18 protein-coding genes and 1 tRNA gene are annotated in these 25,799 nt (G+C 46.0%); 12 read left to right on the top strand and 7 right to left on the bottom strand.

The genetic code is table 11. The annotated features are described in order from the left end of the window. The 3 genes from CUJ83_RS08370 to CUJ83_RS08360 all read left to right on the top strand — a co-directional run bounded on the left by CUJ83_RS08370 (position 1) and on the right by CUJ83_RS08360 (position 3,236). Positions 1–1,908, top strand: a complete 1,908-nt coding sequence (locus CUJ83_RS08370; RefSeq protein WP_230741846.1) for an aldehyde ferredoxin oxidoreductase family protein — start codon at positions 1–3, stop codon at positions 1,906–1,908. Between the two features lie 97 nt (positions 1,909–2,005). Continuing rightward, on the top strand, positions 2,006–2,278 hold the full coding sequence (locus tag CUJ83_RS08365) for a glutaredoxin family protein (RefSeq protein ID WP_230741845.1): 273 nt from the start codon (positions 2,006–2,008) through the stop codon (positions 2,276–2,278). A 43-nt stretch (positions 2,279–2,321) separates the two neighbouring features. Then, complete coding sequence (locus CUJ83_RS08360; protein ID WP_230741844.1) at positions 2,322–3,236, top strand: NAD(P)/FAD-dependent oxidoreductase; 915 nt, start codon at positions 2,322–2,324, stop codon at positions 3,234–3,236. 84 nt (positions 3,237–3,320) lie between these two features. On the opposite strand, the gene CUJ83_RS08355 is transcribed toward CUJ83_RS08360, so the two are convergent. Next, positions 3,321–3,887: an Lrp/AsnC family transcriptional regulator gene (locus CUJ83_RS08355; RefSeq protein ID WP_230741843.1), complete on the bottom strand. Its 567-nt coding sequence runs from the start codon at positions 3,885–3,887 to the stop codon at positions 3,321–3,323. 386 nt (positions 3,888–4,273) lie between these two features. Between CUJ83_RS08355 and CUJ83_RS08350 the strand changes: the two genes are divergently transcribed. The 4 genes from CUJ83_RS08350 to CUJ83_RS08335 all read left to right on the top strand — a co-directional run bounded on the left by CUJ83_RS08350 (position 4,274) and on the right by CUJ83_RS08335 (position 8,544). After that, positions 4,274–4,348: transfer RNA gene (locus CUJ83_RS08350), tRNA-Pro, on the top strand. A 499-nt stretch (positions 4,349–4,847) separates the two neighbouring features. After that, positions 4,848–6,410, top strand: a complete 1,563-nt coding sequence (locus CUJ83_RS08345; protein ID WP_230741842.1) for a sodium-dependent transporter — start codon at positions 4,848–4,850, stop codon at positions 6,408–6,410. Positions 6,411–6,422: 12 nt separating this feature from the next. Then, positions 6,423–6,521 carry a MetS family NSS transporter small subunit gene (locus CUJ83_RS08340; protein WP_230741841.1) on the top strand — a complete coding sequence of 33 codons (99 nt, stop codon included), beginning with the start codon at positions 6,423–6,425 and terminating at the stop codon, positions 6,519–6,521. 127 nt (positions 6,522–6,648) lie between these two features. After that, positions 6,649–8,544, top strand: coding sequence for an ATP-binding protein (locus tag CUJ83_RS08335; RefSeq protein ID WP_230741840.1), 1,896 nt, complete (start codon positions 6,649–6,651; stop codon positions 8,542–8,544). Between the two features lie 133 nt (positions 8,545–8,677). Here CUJ83_RS08335 and CUJ83_RS08330 read toward each other — a convergent pair whose 3' ends face one another. After that, positions 8,678–9,916, bottom strand: a complete 1,239-nt coding sequence (locus CUJ83_RS08330) for an ornithine cyclodeaminase, nickel-pincer nucleotide-dependent (RefSeq protein ID WP_230741839.1) — start codon at positions 9,914–9,916, stop codon at positions 8,678–8,680. Positions 9,917–10,918: 1,002 nt separating this feature from the next. Between CUJ83_RS08330 and CUJ83_RS08325 the strand changes: the two genes are divergently transcribed. Both CUJ83_RS08325 and CUJ83_RS08320 read left to right on the top strand, forming a co-directional pair. Further along, the gene (locus tag CUJ83_RS08325; RefSeq protein WP_230741838.1) at positions 10,919–12,175 is read left to right on the top strand and encodes a 3-isopropylmalate dehydratase large subunit; all 1,257 of its coding nucleotides are present in this window, start codon (positions 10,919–10,921) and stop codon (positions 12,173–12,175) included. A 1-nt stretch (position 12,176) separates the two neighbouring features. Beyond that, positions 12,177–12,689: a LeuD/DmdB family oxidoreductase small subunit gene (locus CUJ83_RS08320; RefSeq protein WP_230741837.1), complete on the top strand. Its 513-nt coding sequence runs from the start codon at positions 12,177–12,179 to the stop codon at positions 12,687–12,689. Between the two features lie 416 nt (positions 12,690–13,105). Here CUJ83_RS08320 and CUJ83_RS08315 read toward each other — a convergent pair whose 3' ends face one another. Next, the gene (locus tag CUJ83_RS08315) at positions 13,106–13,738 is read right to left on the bottom strand and encodes an endonuclease V (RefSeq protein WP_230741836.1); all 633 of its coding nucleotides are present in this window, start codon (positions 13,736–13,738) and stop codon (positions 13,106–13,108) included. Between the two features lie 30 nt (positions 13,739–13,768). Beyond that, a complete protein-coding gene (gene sepS, locus CUJ83_RS08310; protein ID WP_230741835.1) occupies positions 13,769–15,370 on the bottom strand; it encodes an O-phosphoserine--tRNA ligase in 1,602 nt (533 codons plus the stop codon). A 455-nt stretch (positions 15,371–15,825) separates the two neighbouring features. Between sepS and CUJ83_RS08305 the strand changes: the two genes are divergently transcribed. From CUJ83_RS08305 to CUJ83_RS08295, 3 genes are all read left to right on the top strand, one after another. Continuing rightward, positions 15,826–18,135: an ATP-binding protein gene (locus tag CUJ83_RS08305; protein WP_230741834.1), complete on the top strand. Its 2,310-nt coding sequence runs from the start codon at positions 15,826–15,828 to the stop codon at positions 18,133–18,135. Between the two features lie 274 nt (positions 18,136–18,409). Beyond that, positions 18,410–20,905, top strand: coding sequence for a PAS domain S-box protein (locus CUJ83_RS08300; protein ID WP_230741833.1), 2,496 nt, complete (start codon positions 18,410–18,412; stop codon positions 20,903–20,905). 253 nt (positions 20,906–21,158) lie between these two features. Beyond that, on the top strand, positions 21,159–22,352 hold the full coding sequence (locus CUJ83_RS08295; protein ID WP_230741832.1) for a WD40 repeat domain-containing protein: 1,194 nt from the start codon (positions 21,159–21,161) through the stop codon (positions 22,350–22,352). Between the two features lie 2 nt (positions 22,353–22,354). On the opposite strand, the gene CUJ83_RS08290 is transcribed toward CUJ83_RS08295, so the two are convergent. From CUJ83_RS08290 to CUJ83_RS08280, 3 genes are all read right to left on the bottom strand, one after another. Beyond that, positions 22,355–23,236: a hypothetical protein gene (locus tag CUJ83_RS08290; protein ID WP_230741831.1), complete on the bottom strand. Its 882-nt coding sequence runs from the start codon at positions 23,234–23,236 to the stop codon at positions 22,355–22,357. A gap of 62 nt (positions 23,237–23,298) precedes the next feature. Continuing rightward, on the bottom strand, positions 23,299–24,699 hold the full coding sequence (gene gltA, locus CUJ83_RS08285) for an NADPH-dependent glutamate synthase (protein ID WP_230741830.1): 1,401 nt from the start codon (positions 24,697–24,699) through the stop codon (positions 23,299–23,301). Continuing rightward, positions 24,678–25,535: a sulfide/dihydroorotate dehydrogenase-like FAD/NAD-binding protein gene (locus CUJ83_RS08280; protein WP_369424025.1), complete on the bottom strand. Its 858-nt coding sequence runs from the start codon at positions 25,533–25,535 to the stop codon at positions 24,678–24,680. The genes gltA and CUJ83_RS08280 overlap by 22 nt, the downstream gene beginning before the upstream one ends. Between the last annotated feature and the right edge of the window lie 264 nt (positions 25,536–25,799).

The raw sequence follows: 25,799 nt of genomic DNA, 5'->3' as shown, positions 1-25,799 counted from the left end.
ATGCCCGGAGGCTATGCCGGAAAAATATTGAGGGTAGAACTTTCAACGTTAACCTGTTCCGACGAGGCGCCGGAAGAGAGCGTATTGAAAGATTTCATCGGCGGTGAAGGGCTCGGAATAAAATATCTTTATGATGAAGTCCCTGCTTACACGGATCCTCTGGGGCCGGACAACTTATTGATCTTCATGACCGGTCCTCTTACAGGCACTCTGGCCCCGACATCGGGAAGGCATTGCGTCGTTACAAAATCGCCTCTCACCCATTGCGAGACGACGGCCCATGCCGGAGGGTACTGGGGTACAGAATTAAAGCTCGCCGGCTATGACGGGATAATAGTAAAAGGAAAAAGTCCCCGTCCCGTCTATCTTTTCATCAACGACGGCAAGCCCGGATTCTACGAGGCCGATGAGCTATGGGGAAAGACTACTTTTGACACTGATAGGCTGATAAAAGAGCAGTTGAACGATAAAAAGATATGTGTCACAAGCATCGGCCCGGCAGGAGAGAACCTTGTGAAGATCGCGAGCATCATGAACGACTACCAGCGCTCTGCAAGCAGAGGCGGCACCGGGGCGGTGATGGGCTCGAAGAATCTTAAGGCTATAGCGGTAAAAGGATCAAAGGATCTTTTTGCAGCAGATCCTGCAAAGAGTTTCGCATCGATGAACGAGCTTCTCGATGCCTGCCGTGATCATGTCATCACCGGCGACGTCTTCCCAAAATATGGTGTCGACGGCATTATCGGCTTAATGAATGAAAAAGGGGTATTACCGACAAAGAACCATAGTTCCGGGTTTTTTAAGGGCGCGGAGAACATGACCGGGCAAAAGATGGCCGAAACAATTCTAAAAGGTACACGAGGGTGTTTCTGCTGTCCGATACATTGCACTCGAGTCATAGACATCCCGTACGGACCTTATCATGGGACGAAAGGAAAGGGCCCTGACTATGATACTACCGTCGCGTTCGGCTCACAATGCGGAAACGACAACCTGGAAGCGATATCAAGAGCGAACATGTGGTGCGATATGTTCGGGCTGGACACTGTCTCCACCGGCGCTGTTATCGCGTGGGCTATGGAACTTTATGAGCGCGGCATTATCAATAAAGAGGATACTCACGGCATAGGATTGAACTGGGGAGACCATGAGGCCATGGTAGCTATGATCCCCAAGATAGCCACAAGGATGGAGCTTGGGGCCTATCTTGCCGACGGTGTCGAGGAGGCTGCAAAAAAGATAGGGCGCGGCTCCGAGAAATATGCCTTAAGTGTAAAAAAGCTAGACCTGCCCGGGATCGAAGTACGCGGAAGTAAAGCAATGGCACTGGGATATGCAGTCGATAATCGCGGAGGGGATAATCTTCGGCCTTTTGCAGCCGCGTCAGAATGCCTGGGCTTCAGGTCAAAGGAACTGGGAATGCCGGAAGAGTTTGACCAGCTATCGGAGGCAAATAAGGTGGAGTGGCTTATACCGGCCCAGAACTATTCCGTTGCTGTGAATTCGCTCGTCTGCTGCATGTTCACAATAATCTGTTATACTATCGAGCCAGGTCAGTATGCAAAATATCTGTCAGCTGTCACCGGATTTGATATCGACGGGAAAAAATTGCTCGAGACAGGGGATCGTATATGGAACCTTCAGCGTGCGTTCAACGTCCGCGAAGGTATCGGAAGAAAAGATGACCGTCTTCCTAAAAGACTTACGTCCACGCCAGTGCCTTACGGGCCGACAAAAGGGAGCGTCGTCCATCTCGAAGGAATGCTCGATGAATATTACGAGGCAAGAGGATGGAATAAGAATACAGGCTGGCCGACCCGTGTCAAGCTCCTGTCGCTCGGGCTTGAGAATGCGGCAAGGGACCTTTACCCGACTGGAAAAGAGCCCGGGGCAGAGGTAGCGGCCTGATACATTATATGATTGTACCGTGACCGTTATCTTCGCGGAAAGGTTCTTTATAATCATATTTATAATAAATAAGCAACAATAATAATCGAGGATGTTTATGAAGAAATCCGGTAAGATCTCTCAGCATAAAGTCAAGGTATATACGCAGCCGACTTGCCCTGAATGTAACAGCTTGAAGGACTATCTTGACAGGAATAACATTCCTTATGAGGACATTGATGTCGTTAAAAATAAGGAAGCTCTGGATGAGATGGCAAAAAAATATGGCATCCGGATAACTCCGCTTGTGGTCATCGGGGATCAGGTGATGATCGGGTTCAACGTGCCCAAGCTTAACAAGCTTCTATCGAGCGTGTCCATAGAAGTCTGAAAAATTTTTTATCTTCCCGGGGCAATAGTCTATATGGTATAATATGGAAATGCTTGACCTTATAATCGTAGGCGCGGGACCTTCGGGTATGACCGCCGCTATTTATGCAAAAAGAAAAGGCTTGAACGTAAAGGTGATCAGCGACTCTGTCGGCGGACAGATGTCCAAGACCGATAGCGTTGAGAACTATCCCGGGTATAAATCACTGACCGGCCCTGAGCTTACCTCTAAAATGAGGGAGCAGATGGAAAGCCTGGGCATTTCTGCGGACCTGAAAAGAGTGTCAAATATAGTGCCGTCCGATGGTAAGTTCGCCGTAAAGACCGAAGACGGGGGCATATTCGAGTCCCTTGCCGTCATTATCGCCTCCGGGTCTCACTGGAGAGAGATGGGCGTTCCCGGCGAGGAGGAGTTCAAGAATAAAGGCGTAAGCTATTGCACCACCTGCGACGCCCCGTTATTTGCCGGAGCCGATGTAGCGGTCGTAGGGGGCGGGAACTCTGCAGGCGAAGCAGTCCTGGACCTGAGTAACATAGCCAGTAAAGTGTATATGGTCGTCAGGAGCACGATTAAGGCCGACAAAATGATCGTCGATAAAATAATGGCCAGCGACAATGTGACCGTTTTTAAAGGATATACCGTGGAAAGGATACTGGGAAGCGATCTTGTGGAGAAGATCAACATCAGGTCAAGAGATACCGGCAATGTAGAGACTATCGATGTGAGCGGAGTGTTCGTAGAGATAGGGCTTCTTCCAAATACCGGGTTCATAAAGGGGCTTGTTGAGTTTAATGAGCGCGGAGAGATCGTTATCGACGAATTTTGCAACACGAGCATAAAGGGCATATTCGCATGTGGCGACGTTACTGACGTACCTCAAAAACAGATAGTGGTAGCCGCAGGCGAAGGGGCTAAAGCAGCAATGGCCGCGTACTCCTATATAACGACCTTGAAATAAGTTCAATATTAAAAACCTTTTTAACACAAAGTCGACTAGTGTCTAAAAAATGTTTTTCGTTTTTTAAACTAACGAACTATATGGCTACCAGAACTTGCCCTTATAGTTATCCGTTATCGGACATCCCAGGCATCTATCGCAGGCAAAGTACTGGCATGAGGCGCAGTCTATGCCGCATGGCGATGAATCCGATTTTTCATAATGCATCTTGACCGGCATTACCATGTCCGTAACAGGCGCTATCACAATGCCCAGTTCCACGTTCATGACAGAAGGGTCGCTTCTGATATGCCTGTCGACAATGGCCTCTATAGTGGATATGTTTTCAGCTATCAGAAACAGGCACAGGTTCGATTGTCCCGATACGATGAATCCGTTAAGGAAATATGGGCATTCCTTGAACATGTTTATAATATCGATCGAATTCTTGGTCGTTATATCGACCTTTGCCAGGCTTAGCCCGACCTTCTTAAAATTCATGCCGATGACCGTGGACAGTATGCCGGATTGTTTTAGCTTGCTGACTCTCGCCCCCACTGATGGCTGGGAAAGTCCGACTTTTTCCGCTATATCTATCTGGGAGATATCCGGGTCATTCTTGAACAGTGCGATTATCTTTCTGTCCTTATCATCGAGGTCAATATCGGTCATTTATGATCACGAACTTTAATTTAAGAGTGCGGAGGTGAGGCGTTTAATGAGTGATATATGGTAAAGCTGGCATTTCTCACGCCAGAAGCTAACTCTAAATCGATTTCATCCTTTAAGAATAACATTATAGTTTTTGTACTTATTTATTATTATCGTTTAGCTTTTTAATTTATATAGATGATAATGTCAATGGATAAATAATTTTATAATTTATAGGGCAGAGGCTTTAAGTTAAAATAATATTATCACCGTCATGGTCTATACTGGGTTTATCATTGATGGATCCGGGCTTTAACGTTTATATCTTAAGGTTATCTATATTATCAGGAATCAAAAATGATATATATGTTGAAGTTATTTTAGACTACGTTCTATTATTACAACATGGGGCCATAGGGTAGACTGGTCCATCCTTCAAGACTGGGGGTCTTGAGACCCCGATTCAAATTCGGGTGGCCCCATTAAAATTTTTTTAAATGAATCTTCCAGGTTTCTTATTAGCATTTCTATTCTGGATGATGTGTATTCCATATGTTTGATCTTTCAATTATGTGATATCCTTTTTGAATGGATAAAAACATACCAGTTTTATAATTCCTGGTTATTATTTTTGTGTCTTTATAATTTCATTCGCTTAACGCTAACTATATAAATTATAACCTGGACAATATTTGCCTACAAAAATCGTATCTCTCGATTTCTGCCATAATTATGTCAAATAATAGTAAATAACATATTTTTCATTTATCGGGATATAAAAGTGAATAAAAATCAAAAAAATATCTAAACATATTATAAAATAATACCTTCCAAGCAAAAATTTTATATGTTATTTCATAGTTTTAGGTAAATTATTTACAGTACAGGGATAAGGCAGTAAATCACTGTCATGCTATGGCATGGCAAGTAAGCTATTACCCTGTATGGTTGAAATTTGAGGTGATTGTTATCGCACGAGAAATGTGGGGTACAAAACTGGGCTTTATCCTGGCCGCAGTAGGTTCGGCGATAGGCCTGGGCAATATATGGAGATTCCCATATATGACGTATAGTAACGGTGGAGGGGCATTCTTGATCCCTTATTTCACCGCATTGATACTGGTCGGTATCACAGTAATGATGCTGGAATTAGTTCTCGGTCATTCGACCAAAGGCTCCGCCCCTCTTGCATTAAAGAGGTTAAAGGCGAAGGGTTCCGAATGGATTGGATGGCTCGGGGTCATGGCAGGCTTCGTTATCCTGACCTATTATATGATCATTATAGGGTGGGGCGCCGTTTATCTTTTAAAGATATTACTTGGCGGGTTCCCGACTGATTTCGAAGGATTCTTCTTTAATGATATATTAGAGCTTTCAGCCGGCCCCGGTGTGCTCGGAGGCTTTTCGGTCAGTGTCCTTATCGCTGTCGTAGCTGTCTGGCTGATCAACTTCATCATTGTCAATTCTGGTGTTAAGGAAGGGCTTGAAAAAACCATGAAGGTCTTCATGCCTATATTGTTCGTACTTATACTGGCTCTGGTAATAAGGGGTGTCACCCTTGTCGGTGGAATGGAGGGTATCGAGTGGTACCTGACGCCTGACTTTTCTAAACTGACAGACGTGCAGATATGGATCGACGCATGTGGGCAGGTGTTCTTCTCGCTTAGCCTTGGATTCGGTATCATGATAGCATACTCCAGCTATCTGCCGAAGAAATCCGACATAACCAGAAATGCGTTCATTATATCACTGATGGACAGCGGTTTCTCATTCCTGGCAGGATTCGCGGTTTTCGGAACGCTGGGCTATATGGCGGTGTCAAAAGGCGTACCTTTCGAAGAAGTCGTCGCACAGAGCATTGGTCTCGCGTTCATCGTATTCCCGCAGGCGCTTTCGTTAATGCCTGTCGGAGGAGAGATACTTGCGGCAGTTTTCTTCTTCTGCCTGATAATCGCAGGAATATCCTCGTCCGCATCCCTCTTAGAGTCAGTGACGTCCTCTGTCATGGATAAGTTTAACGTATCCAGGCGCAAGGCGGTTGTCGCGGTAACAATATGCGGTCTACTTTGCGGCTTGATTTATACGACAAAGGGAGGTCTCTACTGGCTGGATATAGTGGATTACTTCTTCTCGAAATATATGCTCCTCATCGTGGGCATCCTTGAAGTGCTCGTCGCGATATGGATATGTAAAGGAGACAAGCTCGTAACATATATCGACAGCAGGTCGGAGCTCAAGATCGGAAAGCTCTGGAAGTATGTCGTAGGCATAATAGCACCCTTGATCCTTCTGGTCATACTCGCTCAGTATACACTGACCTTCCTGTCAGAAGGTTATGGCGGATATGAGTGGATATACCTTTACCTTGGTCTTGGAGTCGTGGCGTTAAGCTTCATAGTATCCTTCGCGCTTCCGTTCCTTCCGTGGCCTAAGAAGGTCGAATCCTGGGATGAGTTTGTAGAGAAGGAGCAGAATGACGACGAGTCCGATATGAACGGCAAGCAGGGAAAGATTACAAAAAGTGACTCGGGCGTCGATGCCTAAGGAGGATCAAAGATGGAACTATCAGCCATTTTAATGTTCCTTTTCGGAGCAACGGTCCTGTGGGGAGGTTCTGCATACTTCCTCTACAAGACCATGACAAGTAAGGATTAGATCTTCCTTTTCCTTTTTTTCTTTTTTTTACAAACTATTATATTCGTTCAAACGGCGATTACCTGTCATATGTTTACCCTCAACGTTTTATATTATTGAGAATATACAACTAAAACTGCGATGACCGATGTGTTCAGGTTCAGGTGGGGATAGCCCGGATAGTAATGGTTCTAAAGATCTTTTGCTTAATGAGCTAAAAATGCTTCATGAGCAGTTATCGGTACTTAAGGAAGCCGATATCGAAAGAAAAAAAGCCGAAAAGGCTCTTCATGATAGAGAACAATTTCTTCAGAACGTTTTTAACTGTATCCAGGACGGTATCAGTATCCTGGATAAGGATTTGAATATCATCAGGATAAATCCTAAAATGGAAGAATTGTACTCTCATAGCATGCCTATTTTAGGCAAAAAGTGTTTTGAAGCTTATCATGGGAAAAAAGAAGCATGTGAAAACTGTCCCTGCATTAAAGCCATGAAAACAAAGACCATCCAGACACACATTGCGTCTTATATCCGACCTGACAGGACAGACGGATGGGTTGAAATTCATTCTTTTCCCCTGATCGATACCGGGGATAATGTAGTAGGCGTCGTCGAGCATATCCGCGATATTACCGATCGCAAAAAAGCTGAAGAAGAGCTGAAAAGGCTAGAATGGCTATTAAAGAAAAGCGTGGAACCTAAGATCAACAGTCAAAGATCGAACAAGTATGAGCCGCCATACGGAAATCTGCTTGAGCTTAATACCTGTCGTAAACTACTGGATTCTGTTGGCGAAGAAATATTAAGCGATATCGTAAGCGATTTTCTGGACCTTCTTGATACTTCTTCGGCAGTATATGAAAAGAACGGTGACTATGCGCAGGGAATATTTTGCTCAGGCTGGTGCAGGTTCCTGGATAAGGCTTCACGAGACCTTTGCGACACTGATATTAACACGGAGGCGCTAGAACGCGGAAAGTGGCTTTGCCATGAATCATGCTGGACAGAAAATGCAAAAGTGGCCATTGAGACGGGCAGGCCTGTGGATATTGAATGTCACGGGGGCATCAGGCTGTACGGTGTCCCGATCCGGGCGGGAAACGAGATCGTAGGCGCAATAAACATCGGTTATGGCGACCCGCCAAAAGACCCTAAAAAATTGGGTGAAATAGCTAAAAAATATAATGTTAACGCTATGGAGCTTAAGAAACTCGCCGACGAATATGAGTCGCGCCCTAAGTTCATAATTGACATCGCCAGGAACCGGCTGCAAACTTCTGCAAAACTGATCGGCGAGATATATGAGCGTAAATGCGCTGAAAAAGCGCTGGAGGAAGCCAAGGCCCAGTCAGATCTTTACGTGGATCTTATGAGCCATGATATAAACAATATGAACCAGATAGCAATGGGTTTCCTTGAACTATCCCTGGATATCATTGACCTTGAAGGAAAACTTGAACAGGATAACGGCTTTTTAATTGAAAAGCCGTTAGAGACCCTGAAGAACAGTTCAAGGCTTATAGGCAACGTTAGCAAGATAAAGCAGATCAAGACAGATATTCTATCTCTTGAGCGTGTAGACCTTGATAAAATACTGACAGAGGTTAAAGAAGACTATTTACACGTTCCGGGCAGGGACATCAATATCACTTACAAGCCCTTAAAAGGGAGTTATGTATACGCAAGTGAACTTGTAAAGGACATATTTAACAATCTCGTGGGGAACGCGATAAAACATGCCAATCCGGATAAGCCTTTGGTCATAGACATAATGCTTGAAAAGACTGATGCTGAGGGGAATGACTATTATAAGGTCATCGTAGATGATAATGGTCCGGGTATATCAGACAGGCAAAAAAACAAGATATTTTTGCGGGGAGAAAAAGGGCATGAAATGATCGGTAAGGGGCTTGGCCTGTACATTGTGAAGACCCTTGTGGAAGGTTTTAAAGGGAAAGTGTGGGTGGAGGACCGGGTCCCCGGACACCCTTCTAAAGGCAGCAGGTTTATTGTGATCCTGCCAGAGGCCGATAAAGTTTAACTAAAAAATAGGTTAAAAAAATATATAGTGGTGAAAGGATTCATTCTTTTAATTCGGATAATATAAATATTCTATCATTTTACTTAAAAGCTTGAAAAATAAAAAAGAGCGATGGGATCACCCATCTTATAGCTCATTTGCCCTGGGCTTTTTGCTTTTTAAGCAGGGCCAGCTCTTCAGCAAGCCATGGCAGGAACGTTCCTACATCCGTGACTATCCCGATGGCCTGGGCGCTGCCGCGGTCCATGAGTTTAGTGACGGTAGCCGGATTGATGTCCACGCAGATCGTTCTTACGGTCGACGGCAGGCAGTTCCCTGTCGCGATCGAATGAAGCATCGTAGACATCATAAGCACGATGTCAGCGTCCTGTATCGCCTTTCTCATCATGTCCTGCGCTTTCATGGTATCGGTGATGACGTCAGGCAACGGCCCGTCGTCCCTTATCGACCCGGCGAGGACGAACGGCACGTTGTTCTTGATACATTCATACATGATGCCGCCTGTAAGGATCCCCTGCTCTACCGCGTCCTTTATAGAGCCTGCGCGGCAGATCTCGCTGATGGCATATATGTGGTGCTTATGTCCCTCGGGAGCCAGTTCTACCGTATTGAGGTCCATCCCGAGCGATGTGCCGTAAAGGTTATACTCGATATCGTGCACTGCCAGCGCATTGCCTGCGAGCAGGACGTCCACATAGCCGTTCCTGATCAACTCTGCAAGAGCCTGCTGCCCGCCGGTATGTACTACCGCGGGACCGGCGACTATTACGATCTTTCCGCCGTCCTGTTTTACTTCCAGTATCTCCTCGGCTATCTGTTTTATCAGTGACTGTGAAGGCCTTTCAGAGGATACCTGGCTGTCCATGAACTCAAAAATGCTGTGCCCCCTCGGCCTTTCGGGCGGGATGACACGTATGCCTTTCTTACCGACCACTACTCTGTCGCCTTTCTTGATATGGCCTATTGTTGTGCATAAGGCATGATCGTCCGTGATCACTATCATGGCGTCCATTTTCTGGTTCTCTACCTTCTTCCATTCCCCGTTTATCTTAACATACGTCGGATGGTTGGTCGTAGAATAGAAACCTTTCGGTACTACCCTATCCTTGATAGCGGTCTCGGTGACTACGTCCTCGGCTTCCGGGAGCTGGGCCCCGAGCCTGTGTAGTTCGCTTATTATGTTCTCCAGGTGATCCTGGTCTCTTCCTTTTATCATAAGGCGAGCGTAGCTCGTGTCGGTCTTTTGCCTGCCGATGTCGAACTGTATTATCTCGAACTCGCCGTTCATATCCATTACTTTGTCGAAGACTTTGGGCAGCAAAAAGGAGTCGATAATATGACCCTTTAGCTCAATCTCCCTCATAGCTTCCATATAACTCACCAATCAATGTCTAGTAGGATTGTTGGCATCTCATATATAACTGCCTGTTTATTAAAAAAATATGTACTGCGACATAGTAAACCTTCGCGTTAAAATGGCTATATAAAGTATGCTTATCTTGATTCCGTGAAATAGGTGTTTACTGCGACAGGAAAATGAGTATATTGTTCTTTAATTTTTATGGTTCTTCTTAGATTTTGGGAATTTTTAATTATGCCTGTCGGATGGCAGGTAGATACTAATTTCACAGAAACACAGAACCACTAATTTTTTTTATGATTTTTTAAGGTCTCTAAAGCACCAAAAACATACTCACGAAATCTCTAATGCTCTAGTATCACCGTCAACGCTCAAACGTCCCAAACGCCCGACTCAACGTACTAAACTCTCTAATTCACTAACGCTAAAACAAGACCCGAACCTCTCCAAACCACCAAAGTTCAATAGCGCGGTTTCCGTTTAACACGACCGAACATACCGGATATAATGATGATCAATAAGGCACGACACAAACAGTGGTTTAAATTTTCGTGCTTTGGGGAGGTTCGGGCCTTGTTTTAGCGTTAGTGTCTTTGTGCACTTTGAGCGTTGAGTCGGGCGTTTGGGACGTTAGTGCGTTGACTGTGATACTAGAGCATTAGTGGTTTGGTGAGTAACTTCTTAGAGCTTTAGCGCCCTTAAAAATCCTAAAAAAATTTTAGTGGTTCTGTGTCTCTGTGAAATTAGTATCTACCTGCCATCCGAAAGAAACAATAAAACATCATCCCAAAAATCGTAGTAGAACCAAAATAATATTGTTAAACAAACCAAAAACGTATTATATCATCAATCAAAACCCCATACCGGTTAAGAGCGTACCCGGATCAAGGTACGAAAAAATGACTTTTATAACATGTGTTTGCTGTCGTGCTTCAATGTACATATCCGTACATAAGAAACTTTATATGCACACAGCGCTTAAGCATACACAACCTCAATTCCAGGTGAAAAAAGATGGGCAAGACGCTAGCAGAAAAAATATTATCGGAGAAAAGCGGGACCGAGGCTATTCCGGGCGACATAGTCACCGTGCCTGTGGATTTCGTCTTCTCTCATGACGGTACCATGCCTCTGGCAATTCAGCAGATGGAAAAAGAACTTGGCACCAGGAAGGTTTTCGACCCGTTAAAAGTGGGCGGTATTTGCGATCACGCATCTCCTTCCCCGAGCGAACAGGTCTCCAACGTCCAGATATTCATGAGAAAGTTCGCCCGCGAGAACAATATGCCGTACTTCTTCGAGAACGGCGACGGCATCTGTCACCAGATAGTCGCGGAAAAGTTCTCCGCTCCGGGTAAGATCATCATCGGTGGCGACAGCCACACATGTACCCATGGAGCATTAGCGGCATTCGGTACCGGGATGGGCTCTACGGATGTAGGCGCGATCATGGCATATGGTACTACCTGGCTACGTGTGCCCGAATCGTTCAAGTTCCAGATCGACGGCGAGTTACCCGAACATGTCACATCCAAGGACGTGTTCCTTCACATCGTAAAGGAGATCACTGCCGACGGTGCCACTTATATGTCAATGGAATTCACCGGCAGCACTGTCAAGAACATGACCGTCGACTCCAGGCTTGTCATGTCCAACATGGCGATAGAGGCAGGCGGTAAGGTAGGATTATGCTCGTCGGACGAAAAAGTAAGGCAGTTCCTGGCTAAACACGGAAGAGAGAATGAATATAAGGAACTCTCTGCCGATAAGGACGCTGTATACAAGGATGAACTTCATATCGACGCATCAAAATTAGTCCCGTACATCGCATACCCGCACAGGGTTGACAACGTTAAGCCTGTTACCGACTTCGCGGGAATGGAGCTGCAGCAGGTCTGCATAGGCTCATGTACGAACGGCAGGCTGGAAGACCTGAAGGTAGCGGCTGAGATATTAAAGGGCAAGAAGGTCCACAAGGACACCCGCTTAGTCGTATACGCTGCAAGCAGGGGCGTTATGATGGAAGCTATGAAGGCTGGCTACATCCAGACACTTATTGAGGCTGGTGCAGCCGTATGCCCGCCGGGCTGCGGATTCTGCATAGGCAGGACAGTGGCGCTAGGCGACGGCGAGAAGGTCCTTTCGACTCAGAACAGGAACTTCAAGGGACGCATGGGCAACAACAAGTCAGAGATCTACCTATCGAACGTGCCTGTCGCAGCTGTCAGCGCGATATACGGCAAGGTCACCGACCCGAGGGAGGTGCTCTAAGATGGCTTTAAAGAACATTAAGTCAAAGGTGCTCAGGATATACCCTCCCGACACCAACACTGACGAGGTCATATCTGGCAAGTATAAGTACGACGAGCTCGACCTTAAGAAGCTCGCAGTGCACGCTTTCGAGTCTATCGACCCGACATTCTACGAGGACTCGCAGAAGGTCAAGAACCCGATACTTGTGGCGGCTAACAACTTCGGCTGCGGCTCATCGAGAGAGCAGGCACCGCAGGTCATACTCGCATGCGACGTTTCCTGCATCATAGCCGATTCATACGCCAGGATATTCTACAGGAACGGGTTCAACATCGGCTTACCGCTGATCGAGTGCAAGGACATCTCGAAGAATGCGAAGCAGGGAGACGAGCTTGAGGTTGACTTCGATAAGAACGTCATCGTTAACCACACTACCGGCAAGTCATTCCCGTTCAAGCCTATCCCCGAGTTCATGCAGCAGCTACTCGAAGCGGGCGGACTGATGCCGTACTTAAAGGCAAAGAACAAGTGAGTAAAGGGGTTTACCCCTTTTATCTTTCTTTTTATAGCAAGATTATAACTCTGGCAAATTAATTACAAAAAGCTCAAAAGTCCACTAATTTTGTTAACCACGAAGCGCACGAAGGCGAACAAGGAACACTAAACTGTTAACCACGAAGCGCACGAAGGCGATTAAAGTACACAAATTTTTTTAAGTATAGGATAATCTTCTAAAAGAAGTCCTTTGTGTTCCTTGTTCGCCTTTGTGCGCTTTGTGGTTAGCAGTGTTGTGTTCCTTGTTCGCCTTTGTGCGCTTTGTGGTTAGCAGTGTTGTGTTCCTTGTTCGCCTTTGTGCGCTTTGTGGTTAGCAGTGTTGTGTTCCTTGTTCGCCTTTGTGCGTTTCATGGTAAAAAGATTAATTAAAAATCTGATTTAATTGACGAACGACTAAGTATGTACCGTTTTCAATATTTTTTGTTTTATGTCAGCCACATATTCATCTGCAAGCTTAACCGGCAGAGGTATCCTTCCGCCATCCATGAAGTGTCTGGCTATGTCCACGCTGGTAGAGAGGGATATTCTATGCCCCGGAGAAATGTAAACAGGCCTTTTACTTTTCCTGGAGTATAAAAGCTGGCAGACCTTCTCGCCATCCTGGTAGATCTCATCTTCTTCGACTTTTCCGTACATGTAACTTTTTCCTACGCCCATTGCAGGTATGTCAAGTTTTATGCCTATATATGTGGCAATGCCGCATCTTCTCGGATGGTTTGTACCGAACCCATCAACCATTAATATATCCGGTCTTATCTTCAGTTTCTTGACTGCTGCCATCATAGGCACTGCTTCCCTGTATGCAAGTAACCCTGGAATATATGGAAAATCAACTTTTAAGACATCGTAAGCCTTATCGACCAGCTCGAAGGTATTATAGTCAATAACGACAGCGCCGCTGATCACGTTATCTTCAAAATAAGCGCAGTCAACCCCTCCGATGAGTTCCATCTTATCGAAAGAGTCGACCAGAATTGCCTGCTTTGCAAGTTCTTTTTGCTCCTCGTATAGTTCCTTTACGTTCACAAACGAGGATTTATTTTAAAGCTTTAAACCTTATTCCCCGGTTATCTCGGTCTCTACTGAAGTAAAGACAGGTCCGCGGAAGTCTATCTTGTTCTTCTTACCCTGAATGTATCTAAGCGCGACAGGGTCTATAAGGACGTTGACGTCGCCGGGCGCCCTGGACATCTTTACCGAGGTCTCATAGACGCCTTCCTCTATGTTTCTGGCAGCTGCGTTGGCAATGGCATCGATATATCTTATACCGGTGCTTACGCCTTTTTCCTCTATCTCCTTGAATTTCGGGTTGCCCTTCGGTATACCGTATACGTTACCGTTCAGCACGTACACCTCGTTCAAGAATGCGCCGCCGCAGAGCTTTTTATTTTCCTCTTTCTCTGATACGGTCACCTTTAGCTTCTTTCCGTTCAGGGTGCCTGACCAGGCCTCGAACACGCACGGGCTGGCATCTGTGCCGTGGCGCTCGCAAGTAGCTATTATCGACATTGCGATGTCATGGCCCTCTCTGGTCGAAGGCTGCATCTCTATAGAGATCATATCCGCGATCTCCTTATCGCCCAGTACCCATTCTTCCTGGAACTGCGGGTACACCATGTCTCTCATGTCCTTTGCCTGGTATAATATCATGGAAAGCCTTTCTACGCCCAGGCCCAGGTTCATGACGGGGTACGGGATATTATACTGTGAAAGTGCAGTGGCGGAGTATATTCCGAAAGTCGCTATTTCCACCCAGCCGTCCTTATACTTAGTGTTGCTGCCCTTTAATGCCGGGTGGTATCCGTACACCTCTATCTGGGTGTCGGGGGTGTAATACTTACTGCGCTTATCGTCCGGCTTAAACTTAAAGTCCGAGAAACCGAACTGCTTTAACAGGCCGGCAGCGACAGCCTTGCCGTGCTCGACGTTTACGTCGGGGTCCATTATTACGCATGAAGCGGAGTGATAGGCCCTGAGACGGTCTGCGCTCTCTTCCTGCTCTCTCCTGAAAACAAGGTCTACCGAGAATAATTTTACGGGTGTTTTGCGCCTGTTCACTAAAGCCTCAAGCGAAATGAACCAGCCGGAGGTCATATGGCTTCTCAGGGTCTTCCTCGAGCATACCGGCTCGAGCTTTTTGAACTCAGGGAAGACATGGTCGATCATGACCGCTATCTTAGAGTCCTGTACGTTCAGCCCTGCTGCCAGGTCGGCGACAAGGTCGTCTCCCTCTATTTCGCCTTTCTTGTACTTGTGCAAGATGGTGCGTATGGTCTCTTTATCTTCCTCCGTCAGTTTCCTGCCGAAGATCTCCTCTATCTGCGCGAACCTTTCATCGGATATGCCTACGTTAGGCCTCGGCAGCCCTCCTATGTAGAATACGCGGTCCAGGACGGCCAGCGCTTCGTAGTTGAACTGCTTGAAAATGTCGCTTTCCTCAATTATGATGGGGTTCACCATCTCTTCGAACCCCAGATTAATGTAAGCTTCGCGGAGCCTGTTCATCGTTTCATAGACGGGGTGGGCTTTACCCTGCTCCATTTTCATAGAATAGTCTTTAACTGGGTCCACCGGCGTCAGATATTTAGTGCTCTCGCTCCACGCCTTGTCAAAATCCTCTTTGGTCTCTGTCTTAACCTGTTCCGGATCGAACTTCATCGGAATTGCCTCAATTATTTTAACTGATGATGATTGGATACTACTTAAATTATTTAGCGTTTCCCTATATTCATGCTGTCAAAAAGATAAAATTAATCCATAAAGGGGTTCATAAATAACGATCTTTATCGTTCGTATTGTCAGCGTAAAATCTCATTTACTTATTCTTAGTTAGCGCTATCATTAATTGTTAAATTGTTATCGAGCCAGTCAAAATTACACGTGTTCTCTTTATATGTAACAATTGACCTATGCTATTCAGAGCAATCCTAAAACCGTTTATGGACCCTTTATCCTTATAACCTCGACATAATAAACTGGCAATTTACTGTAACTATTAGTTAACAGATCATAAAAAATATCGCTATAGTGTCAATATATTGAAAGATAATCGATTAAAGAAAAATTATTTATTATTTTATTACGTATATTATTCATTTCTTAATGTGGCTTCTATGAGGATTGACATTATCTCATTAAGAAAAACGGATGATGACAGGATCATAGAAAAATCTCCGGCTTTATTGTGGGAAAGGCTGATATGGGCACCTATCCTGTTAATGGCAGCAGCAATTGCTATTTTCTATTCATCAGGCATCAAGACTACCTATGAGTATCCGGTGCTTCTGACCACGCTCAACACCCTGTTCTGTGGTTCGGCCTCGCTTCTCATTGTATATCTGGCCGCGCGAAGCTATCTGAATACGGGCTCCAGGGCTGTATTGTTCATGGGTTGTGGCATGATGGCGTTTGCCATCACTTACCTGCTCGCTGGAAACTTGCTGTGGGACCTGAACGCGGCCGTCACAGTCCACAATATGGGCGTCTTTCTGACGGGACTATGCTTCCTGGGAAGTTCCTACTGGGCGTTAGCGGAGAGACCTCGCGAGAACATGTTGTCAACCACCACTCGTCAGTTGGGCTTAGCTTATCCGGGAATGTTTATGATCATGAGTATACTGGTCGCGGGCGCCCTGGTCGGGGCTTTTCCGGCGTTCTATGTAGACGGGCAGGGATTTACTCTCTTGCGCCAGGTAGTCCTCTTCGCAACGGTTGCCGAGTTCGTCATCGCATTCGCAAGCATCGGCTTCCTGTATCGCGAGTCCCGTACGCCGTTTCTGCTATGGTATGGTTTGGGCTTGTTACTGATCGGCCTGGGCATGGGTACGTTGATCATCGAGGGCAGCCCGGCCACGCTTCTGAGCTGGGTCGGACGGGGAGGCCAGTTCCTTGGCGGGTTGTATATGCTCGTAGCCGTCCGGAGCCTGAAGATGACCGGTGGCTATGTGGAAATACCGCTGGAGAAGGCTTTGCGGGAGAGCGAAGCGCGTTACAGCTCACTATTCGAAAATATGATGAATGGGTTTGCCTACTGCAAGATGCAATTTGATAACGGTGGAAATCCGATCGATTTTGTCTACATCAACGTCAATAACGCGTTCGGAAGGCTGATAGGGCTGGAAAATGTAGTCGGTAAAAAGGCTACAGAGATATTTCCCGGGATCAAAGAGTTACATCCTGAATTATTTGAGATATATGGAAGAGTCGCTCTGACCGGCCGGCCTGAGATGTTTGAGATCGAGTTCAAGCCTCTTGCAGCATGGTTTTCGATCTCAGTGTACAGTACAGAAAGGGGATACTTCACCACTGTTTTCGATAACATCACCGAGAGAAAGCGGGCTGAGGAAGCACTCCGGGAAAGCGAATATAATCTTGCCGCCGCCCAGGAAGTCGCGCACATTGGTAGTTATACATGGGATATAAACAATCATGTATTAACCTGGTCTGATGAGCTTTATCGCATCCTTGGCTTATGTCCGGGGCAAATACAACCATCCTTCGATGCATATGTCAGCTTTATTCACCCTGACGATAGGAATGAAGCGTTGGGAAAAATAATGACGGTGGTTAACGATGCGAAAGTTGAGCCTAACGAGCATCGTATCCTCCGAAGAGACGGCTCAGTAATAAATATACAGGTCCGTAGTAAAGTAATTTTTAATAATGGTAAGCCGTTAAAACTACATGGAACCGTTCATGATATCACCGAGCGCAAGCGGGTTGAGGAAGAGCTGACAGTCGCAAAACAGCAGGCTGAGTTGTATCTCGATTTGATGGGCCATGATATCAACAACATGCACCAGATCGCGCTGGGCTATCTCGAGCTTGTGCGGGATATGCAGGCTGAAGAATGCGAAAGGGAGCTTCTGGATAAGCCCATAGAGGTGCTACAGCGGAGCGCCCTGCTGATCAAGAACGTGAGGAAGCTGCAGAAGCTCCAGGACGGTGCATTCCAGAACAAGGAGGTCGACCTGGCGAATATACTCTCGGATGTGCAGCGGGAGTTCGGGGCGATGACCAAAAAGACGATCACCTTGAACCTGAACGGATGCGAGCATTATTGGGTCGGGGCGAACGAGCTGTTACACGACGTGTTTGCAAATCTTGTGAGTAATGCTATCAAGCACACCGGGGACTACGCTGATATTAGAATAGACCTGGACTCAGTAGAGGAGAAAGGCATTCGATATTGTCGTGTGATAGTTGAGGATAACGGTACGGGCATCCCCGATGAATTCAAGGCTAGAGTTTTCAAGCGATTGCTAAAGGGATCTATCAAGGTGAAAGGCATGGGCCTCGGATTATATCTGGTCAAATCGCTCGTAGAAAGCTACAATGGAAGGGTATGGGTTGAGGATCGGGTGCCGGGTGATCATACTAAGGGCGCGAAGTTCGTGGTCTTGCTGCCAGCCTTAGAACGATAATGAATTTAATATTCCCGAACCTGTTACGAGAGATGTTGTATCGATTACAAAACCAATTGATGGAGGCTATGTGGTGATCGTACGGGCCACAAAAATATGAGGATATAATATCATTTTATCGACTATTTTTCTCATCTTTGTTTTATAAGAGCCATAAAAGAAAAATAGATAATATAATAAGCATTTATTTTAAACGAAAGTTTTTAAATAGTATCAAATAATATTTTTTTGTTTCATTTTTTACTGGAGAGTATTAACATATGCAGTGGGTAAAATGAAGGAAGAAGATAGAGAAACCGGCATTGAAAAGATAGGAAAGGTCCCCTGGGGAACTCATTTCTGTCTATTTTATAAAACCAGGGATGATCTAATGGAAATTATTGTTCCCTATCTTGTAACCGGTCTGAAGAGCAATGAATACTGCATGTGTATAACCTCGGAGCCGTTCATCGGGGATGACGTTAAAGCGTCTATGAGATCGGCCGTACCGGATTATGATGAGTACGTAAAAAAGGGACAGATAGAGATCATACCATATAATGAGTGGTATCTTGCCGATGGCATATTAAACTTAAAACAAGTCCTGAACGGCTGGATCAAAAAGTTAAAGGAAGCGCTTGATCGGGGTTATGATGGCCTGAGAATTACCGGTAACGTTTTCTGGCTTAATAGATCGTCATGGAATGACTTCATGGATTATGAAAAAGAGGTCAACAGTATAATTCGTGATTACCGTATGCTTGCCATTTGCTCATATTCTCTTGATAAGTGCGATGCATGCGATGTCATGGATATCCTGAACACTCATCAATACGCTTTTTCTAAAAATAACGGTGAATGGAGACTTTACGAAAATTCCGATACCAAACATGCGAGACAGGCGTTGATAAAGAATGAGGAGACGTTTAAGCGTTTATTTGACCAGTCTCCGATAGGGAGTGCGATCGTTTCTTTAGATTATCGTTTTACTCGAGTCAACCCTGAACTTTGCCGCATTCTGGGATATTCCAGTGAAGAATTACTATCTTTAAGCTTTCCCGATATAACTCATCCCGATGATCTGACTGATGATATGGATAAAGTAAAAAAATTGTTATCAGGCGAGATAGCTCATTTTAGTAAGGAGAAGCGGTACATACGCAAGGACGGTAATGCTGTCTGGGTGAACATCTCCGTTCGAATGATAACAGGTCCTGACGGGCGCCCGCTATATTTCTTGCCCATGATAGAAGATATCACTGAGAGAAAGCGTGCAGAAGAAGCGCTTCGCAAGAGCGAGATAGATCTGGCGCGCGCACAGCATACAGCTCATATCGGTAACTGGGATTGGGACATTGAGAAAAACAGGGCGACCTGTAGTGATGAATTTTTCAGGATACTTGGCCAGAAGCCTGCGGAGTTTATTACACTGGAGACTTTTTTATCCTTTGTCCATGAAGATGATAGGGAAATTGTTGAACATTCTAATGAAATAGCTAAAAAAGGAACTCCCTATAGTATAAATTACCGTATCGTCAGGCCTGATGGTGTCGAGCGTATAGTTCAAGACGTTGGGGAAGCCATTTTTGATAAGTCCGGAAAACCTGTCCGTATGTTTGGCACTATACAGGATATTACCGAGCGTATAGAGGCTGACAGGGAGAAAGAGAAATTACTTAAACAGCTGGAATCGGGGCGAAGAAGGCTGGAGGCAGTGCTGCAGAACATGCCTTTAGGCGTGATCATCGTTGAAGTGCCCTCTTGCAAGGTCATTATGAAAAACAGGATAATGGAAAGACTGACCACCGGATTGCCGGAATCATTTGATATCAGTTACTATGATAAGCTAAAATTATTCCGGGCGGACGGGAAGCAATACCGTATCGATGAACTCCCGCTTGTAAGGTCGATAAAAAACGGTGAGGTTATCATAGGAGAAGAAATACAGGTCCCTTCCTGCGAAGGTGGCTATAAAGCATTTTCAATAAACTCTACGCCAATATACGATGATGCCGGTAATATCGTAAATGGCGTAGCCATAGTTGTAGACGTGACGGATAAAAAACGTGCCGAAAATGAGCTGTTTAGCGCGAAGGCACAAACCGAATTATATGTAGACCTCATGGGTCACGACATTAATAATCTCAACCAGATAGCCATGGGATACCTTGAGCTGGTGCATGAGATAATAGAATTAGAGGGGTTCCTGGACAAAGATCATGCCAGTCTTCTGGAAAAACCCGTTGAGTCTTTGAAGAGCAGTTCAAGGCTGATCGATAATGTTAGAAAGCTGCAGAGAGAAAAGATGGGCCACTATGAGCCGGGCTTTATAGATGTAGGTGAAGTTCTTAAGGACGTGAAGTCTCAATACGAGAGCGTAGAGGGAAGGGACATAATGATCAATTATACTCCCGTTAGCGGATATCTGGTAAATGCTAACGAGCTGCTATGGGATGTATTCTCAAATCTTGTGGGAAATGCCATCAAGCACTCGAGCGGGCCGCTTACAATCGACATCGGCGTCTCCCATATCCATGATAACGGTGCCGGGGAGTTTTATAAGGTCATGATCGACGATAACGGCCCGGGAATAACCGATGCTCTTAAATCAAAGTTATTCGACCGCCTGAACCTTATTAATACGCGGGCACGAGGAAAGGGATTCGGGTTGTGTCTGATAAAGATGCTAGTAGACGACTATAACGGGAAGTTCTGGGTGGAAGACCGCGTGCCGGGGGACCACACACAGGGATGCAGGTTCGTGGTCATGCTGCCTGCGGTTGTAAAGTAATTTTATCTTATCATGTAATTTCCATTAAACGCTGCTTATCTTGATAATGGTGATTTTTTTAGATGATCATTACTATGAAAATACTGTACTATCGGATCGGTATTCCGGTTATCTTTTGATATACGCCTGTCCTGTTTTTATTGTTATCCAATTAAGAACATTATTATGTACTTTACTCCGATACCTGTATCAATAACAATGTTTATTATATTATAAGGAAAAACCTAGCAAGCAAATATTAGGGGATGCTTTGATGAATAGTCCGGAAAAAATACTTGGTCCAGAGTGGAAAAAAGCTACGCATGGGAAGGTATCTGTCGTATCTATGACGCCAGACTCGTCATATCTCGCGGCAGGCTCCGAGGACCATGATGTTTATCTTATGGACCATAGCGGAAGATTGCTCTGGGCTACCACGACAGGCGACGACGTCGCTTTTGTAAAGGTCTCGGACGACGGAAGGTTCGTGGGCTCATACTCTAAGGATAACGTAGTATCATTCTTTAATAAGACCGGAGAATCGGTATGGTCTAGCCGTATAGGCAGAAAGGTCAACTGCATGGACATGTCAAGCGACGGCTCGCTTATCGTCGCAGGCTCGGATGACGGCGTCATAAGGGCTTTTGACCAGCGCGGCAATATAATATGGACAAAAGAGTGTCACAAGCCCGTTAACTCGGTTTGCATCTCGGGCAGCGGAGCCCTGGTCATAGCCGGCTCGAGCAACGGCAGGGCGTACATGTTCACCCGCGACGGCGACCTGAGGTGGGAGTTCATCGTTAACTCGCCCATAGTGTACGTGTATACTTCATATGACGGGGAGTTCAGCTTTGTGTTAGAGCACATGAACAACACTATCCATCAGGTAAGCGACAGGGGTAACGAGCTATCTAACAACACCTATTCGCAAAATATAATGGACCTGTCGATCACAGAGGACGGCCGGTATATAGCTATCGGTTTTTCTAACGCGTTCATTTATTTCACAGATAAGAACGGCTTGCTGATATGGAAGCAGAGTATTTACGGCCCTATACAGCGCATAAAAGTATCGCCGGACGGAAGCCTGATATTCGCTACGACGATATACAAGGAAGTCTGCGTGCTGAATAAAAAGGGCGAGCTTCTCCTGACCTATAAGTTCGATAACGAGGCATACGGTTTAACGGCATCATACGAAGGAGACTATTTTGCCGTAGGCGCGTCCGATACCGTGTATATGTTCAGCATAGCGAGATACCTGCAGTACATTGCCCGCGAACAGGTCAAGATATTAAAGCTGATGGAAGCCGATGCGCAGAAGGCAGGCAGTGGAGCTCCGGCCACTCACAAGGGCGCCCCGGCTAATATGAACTCATGCAGGCTATGCGGAGCCCCGATCCTTTCGGGCAAGGTCCTGTGCAATTACTGCGAGATGATGCAAAGAAGAAAAATGGGCGGACAGTAGGGTCAGAACTTCAGCGTGCTCTGCCTTGCGCCTTTCTTTTTATTTTTCTCATATCCCGAGAGCAGGTGGTCAAGCTCGTTCATCTGCATGACGACTCCGTTAGACCTGAAAAAAATTGAATTGATGAACCATTTCCTGATAAAATCATAAAGCATGCTATCGTCGATAGCACCGTCAGGTATTCCACATTCTCTTAAGACTGCCCTGCTAAAAGGCGGCCTTCTCTTTATGAACTGGCTCTCCTTGATCTTAACGAAACCTTCGCCTTCTTCCCTGTAAATGCCGACATATGACGGCAGCCATTTCGGTATCTTTTGCTCGCTGCCGACCACCAGCCAGATATAGTCCGCGAACAGGGAATAATGAGGCAGCTGTTCCATGAACCTGTTGACATTATCGTGGTCGCTCTTGAACTCGAACAGGTGCAGTCCCTGTTTCAGCCCGTAGCCCGCGAGAAAACCTTGCTCCCAGCCGAGCCTGTGATCCAGGTATTCGCATCCCTCGCCGTCTTCGTTCACGCCGCATGCCATATGCGAATAGGTCTGTTTTTTATCGTTAATAAGCTCGTTAAACTCCTTTTCTGATAACACGACGCCGGATCCGTTATCCTTGAACCCCATGAGAAGTAAATGGTCATCGTATAACGGCTCGAACTTTTTTAGAAAATCTCTCTTCTTTTCCGAGCATATGCCGTCAAGCTGGTACTTGTTACATGCTCTTACCGCGCTGATCTTTTTACTTTCTTCAATACCTTCGAATATTGTATCTTCCGGGATGTATACTGCCAGGTCGAACATGCCGAAACGCGCTTCTTCGAGCACATACGGGGTCTCCTTTGACAGAATATGAAGCATTCTTCTTTTAAGGACATCCTCGACGGTCATTACTCTCAGATATGAACTAATACTCTAAAAACATTCTCGAAAAACAGAAAAAGAGCAAAGCGTCATTCTTTGCTCTTAATATACTCATCTATTGCTACGGCTGCTTCTTTCGCCTGTCCCATCGCGCTTATGACCGTTGCCGCCCCGGACACGATGTCACCGCCGGCGAACACGCCTTCCCTGGAGGTCATGAACGTATATCCGTCCACGACGAGCGTGCCATCCTTGCTGGTCTCTAATCCCGGCGTGGTCTTGACTATCAGCGGGTTAGGCGATGTCCCTATCGCCACGACGACCGTATCTACATCCAGGATCTCTTCAGAGCCCTGCACGGGCTCAGGCCTGCATCTTCCCGACTCGTCAGGCTCGCATAAGCGCATATGGATACACTCGATGCCTTTGACCCAGCCATTGTCGTCCCCGATGATCCTTGTCGGGTTCATAAGGAGCTTAAACTCTATGCCCTCTTCTTTGGCATGCTCTGTCTCTTCACGCCTCGCAGGCATCTCTTCTTCACCGCGTCGGTATATCAGGTATACGTGGTCGGCTCCCATTCTCTTAGCCGTCCTGGCCGCGTCCATGGCGACATTCCCGCCTCCGATGACCGCGATATTTTTGCTTTTTTTGACAGGCGTATCAAATTCCGGGAACTGGTATGCTTTCATCAGGTTTACCCTTGTCAGGTATTCGTTAGCCGAGTATACTCCGTTCAGGTTCTCGCCTGGTATGCGCATGAACGAAGGTAATCCGGCGCCGCTGCCTATGAATACGGCCGAGAATCCCTGCCCGAACATCTCGTCTATCGTAATAGTCCTGCCAACGATCTCGTTCAGCCTTATCTCGACTCCCAGGCTTTTTACGTACTCTACCTCTTTTTCGACTATGGACTTCGGAAGCCTGAACTCCGGTATGCCGTAGATGAGCACGCCTCCCGGCGTATGTAATGCTTCAAATATGACCACTTTATAGCCCATCTTTGCAAGGTCAGCCGCTGCTGTCAGGCCTGCCGGCCCGGAGCCTACGACGGCCACCTTTTTACCGTTCCACTCCGGTAATTCTGGCTTTACATCGCTTTTCTCGTGATCGGCAGCGAAGCGCTCAAGCTTTCCTATAAAAAGAGGCTTCCATTTCATCCCAAGCGTACAAAGCTTTTCGCACTGAGATTCCTGCGGGCATACCCTGCCGCATATTGCGGGTAGATTATTCTTATCCTTGATGGTCTTGATCGCCTCGTCAAATTCACCTTTTGCTATCTCCGTGACGAATTTCGGTATATCGACTCCAACGGGGCATCCGTCAATACACAAAGGTGTTTTACAGTTAAGGCATCTTTTTGCCTCTTTCATAGCCTCTTCTTCATTATATCCATAAGAGACCTCGTCGAAATTCCCGACTCTTTCAGAGGGTTCCTGCTCTCTCACAGGCACGTGCTTTCGTCTGTCTATGACCTCGTCGGCAGGCATTTGCACTCTCCTCCCTCATGCGTATATTTATCCATCGCATCCTTTTCTTCCGTCCTGTAGAACTTCTGCCTGGCCATAAGCTCGTCGAAATCGACCTCATGCCCGTCAAACTCCGGGCCGTCCACGCAAGAGAATTTCATCTTTCCGCCTACAGTGACGCGGCATGATCCGCACATCCCTGTACCGTCGACCATTATCGGGTTGAGGCTGACTATTGTCTTTATATTATACGGCTTAGTGGTCTTTGCCACATTCTTCATCATGATAGTCGGGCCTATCGCTATTACGCGGTCGACCTTGACGCCTGAATTGATTATATCAAGAAGAGCATCTGTAACGAACCCTTTCTTTCCTTTTGAACCGTCGTCCGTAGCAATATACACTTCATCGCTGGCCTTGCGCATCCTGTCCTCCCAGAAAAGGAATGGTTCGCTTCTCGCTCCCATAATGGATAATACCCTGTTGCCTCTTGACTTGAGCTCTTTTGCTATGGGATATACCGGGGCTATACCAAGCCCTCCTCCTATGCAGACAACGGTGCTGTTCTCGACCATTTCCGTCGGGTTACCTAACGGCCCCGCAAAGTCGCGTATGGTTCCTCCGGCTTCCATCGAGCATAATTGTCCTGTCGTCTTGCCCACCGACTGAACAACTATCGTGACCGTGCCTTTGCCTGTGTCCGTATCGGCTATCGTGAGCGGTATACGCTCTCCCTTCTCGTCGATCCTGACCACCACGAACTGGCCCGGCCGTGCTTTCTTTGCCACTTCCGGCGCCTCAATATCGAATTGCACTGTATATTCAGCGAGTTCTGTTTTTGAAATGATACGATACAATTTTATTTCCATCCTTTCCCGATTTAGCGGCTCAATGTCAATCAAAATCATGATCACGGCTAAAAAATTTAGCCAATGTTAAAGATATCCTGTCATTGTCACTTTTATTTTGTACTAGGAAAATTTTTTCTTACATATAAAATTGTCCCTTGATATACTTTTATCTTGATTATATATAAAGAATTTATTTACATTTTAAGAAATCAACGAGGATTAACCTTATGTTTGGCTTATCTGCAAAAATATCTATTTTTACTGGCATTA

Origin of the sequence: Methanooceanicella nereidis, assembly GCF_021023085.1 — an archaeon.
Lineage (GTDB): Archaea > Halobacteriota > Methanocellia > Methanocellales > Methanocellaceae > Methanooceanicella > Methanooceanicella nereidis.
Note: the sequence above shows the minus strand (reverse complement) of the source record. Positions and strands in the feature narration are given on the sequence as shown.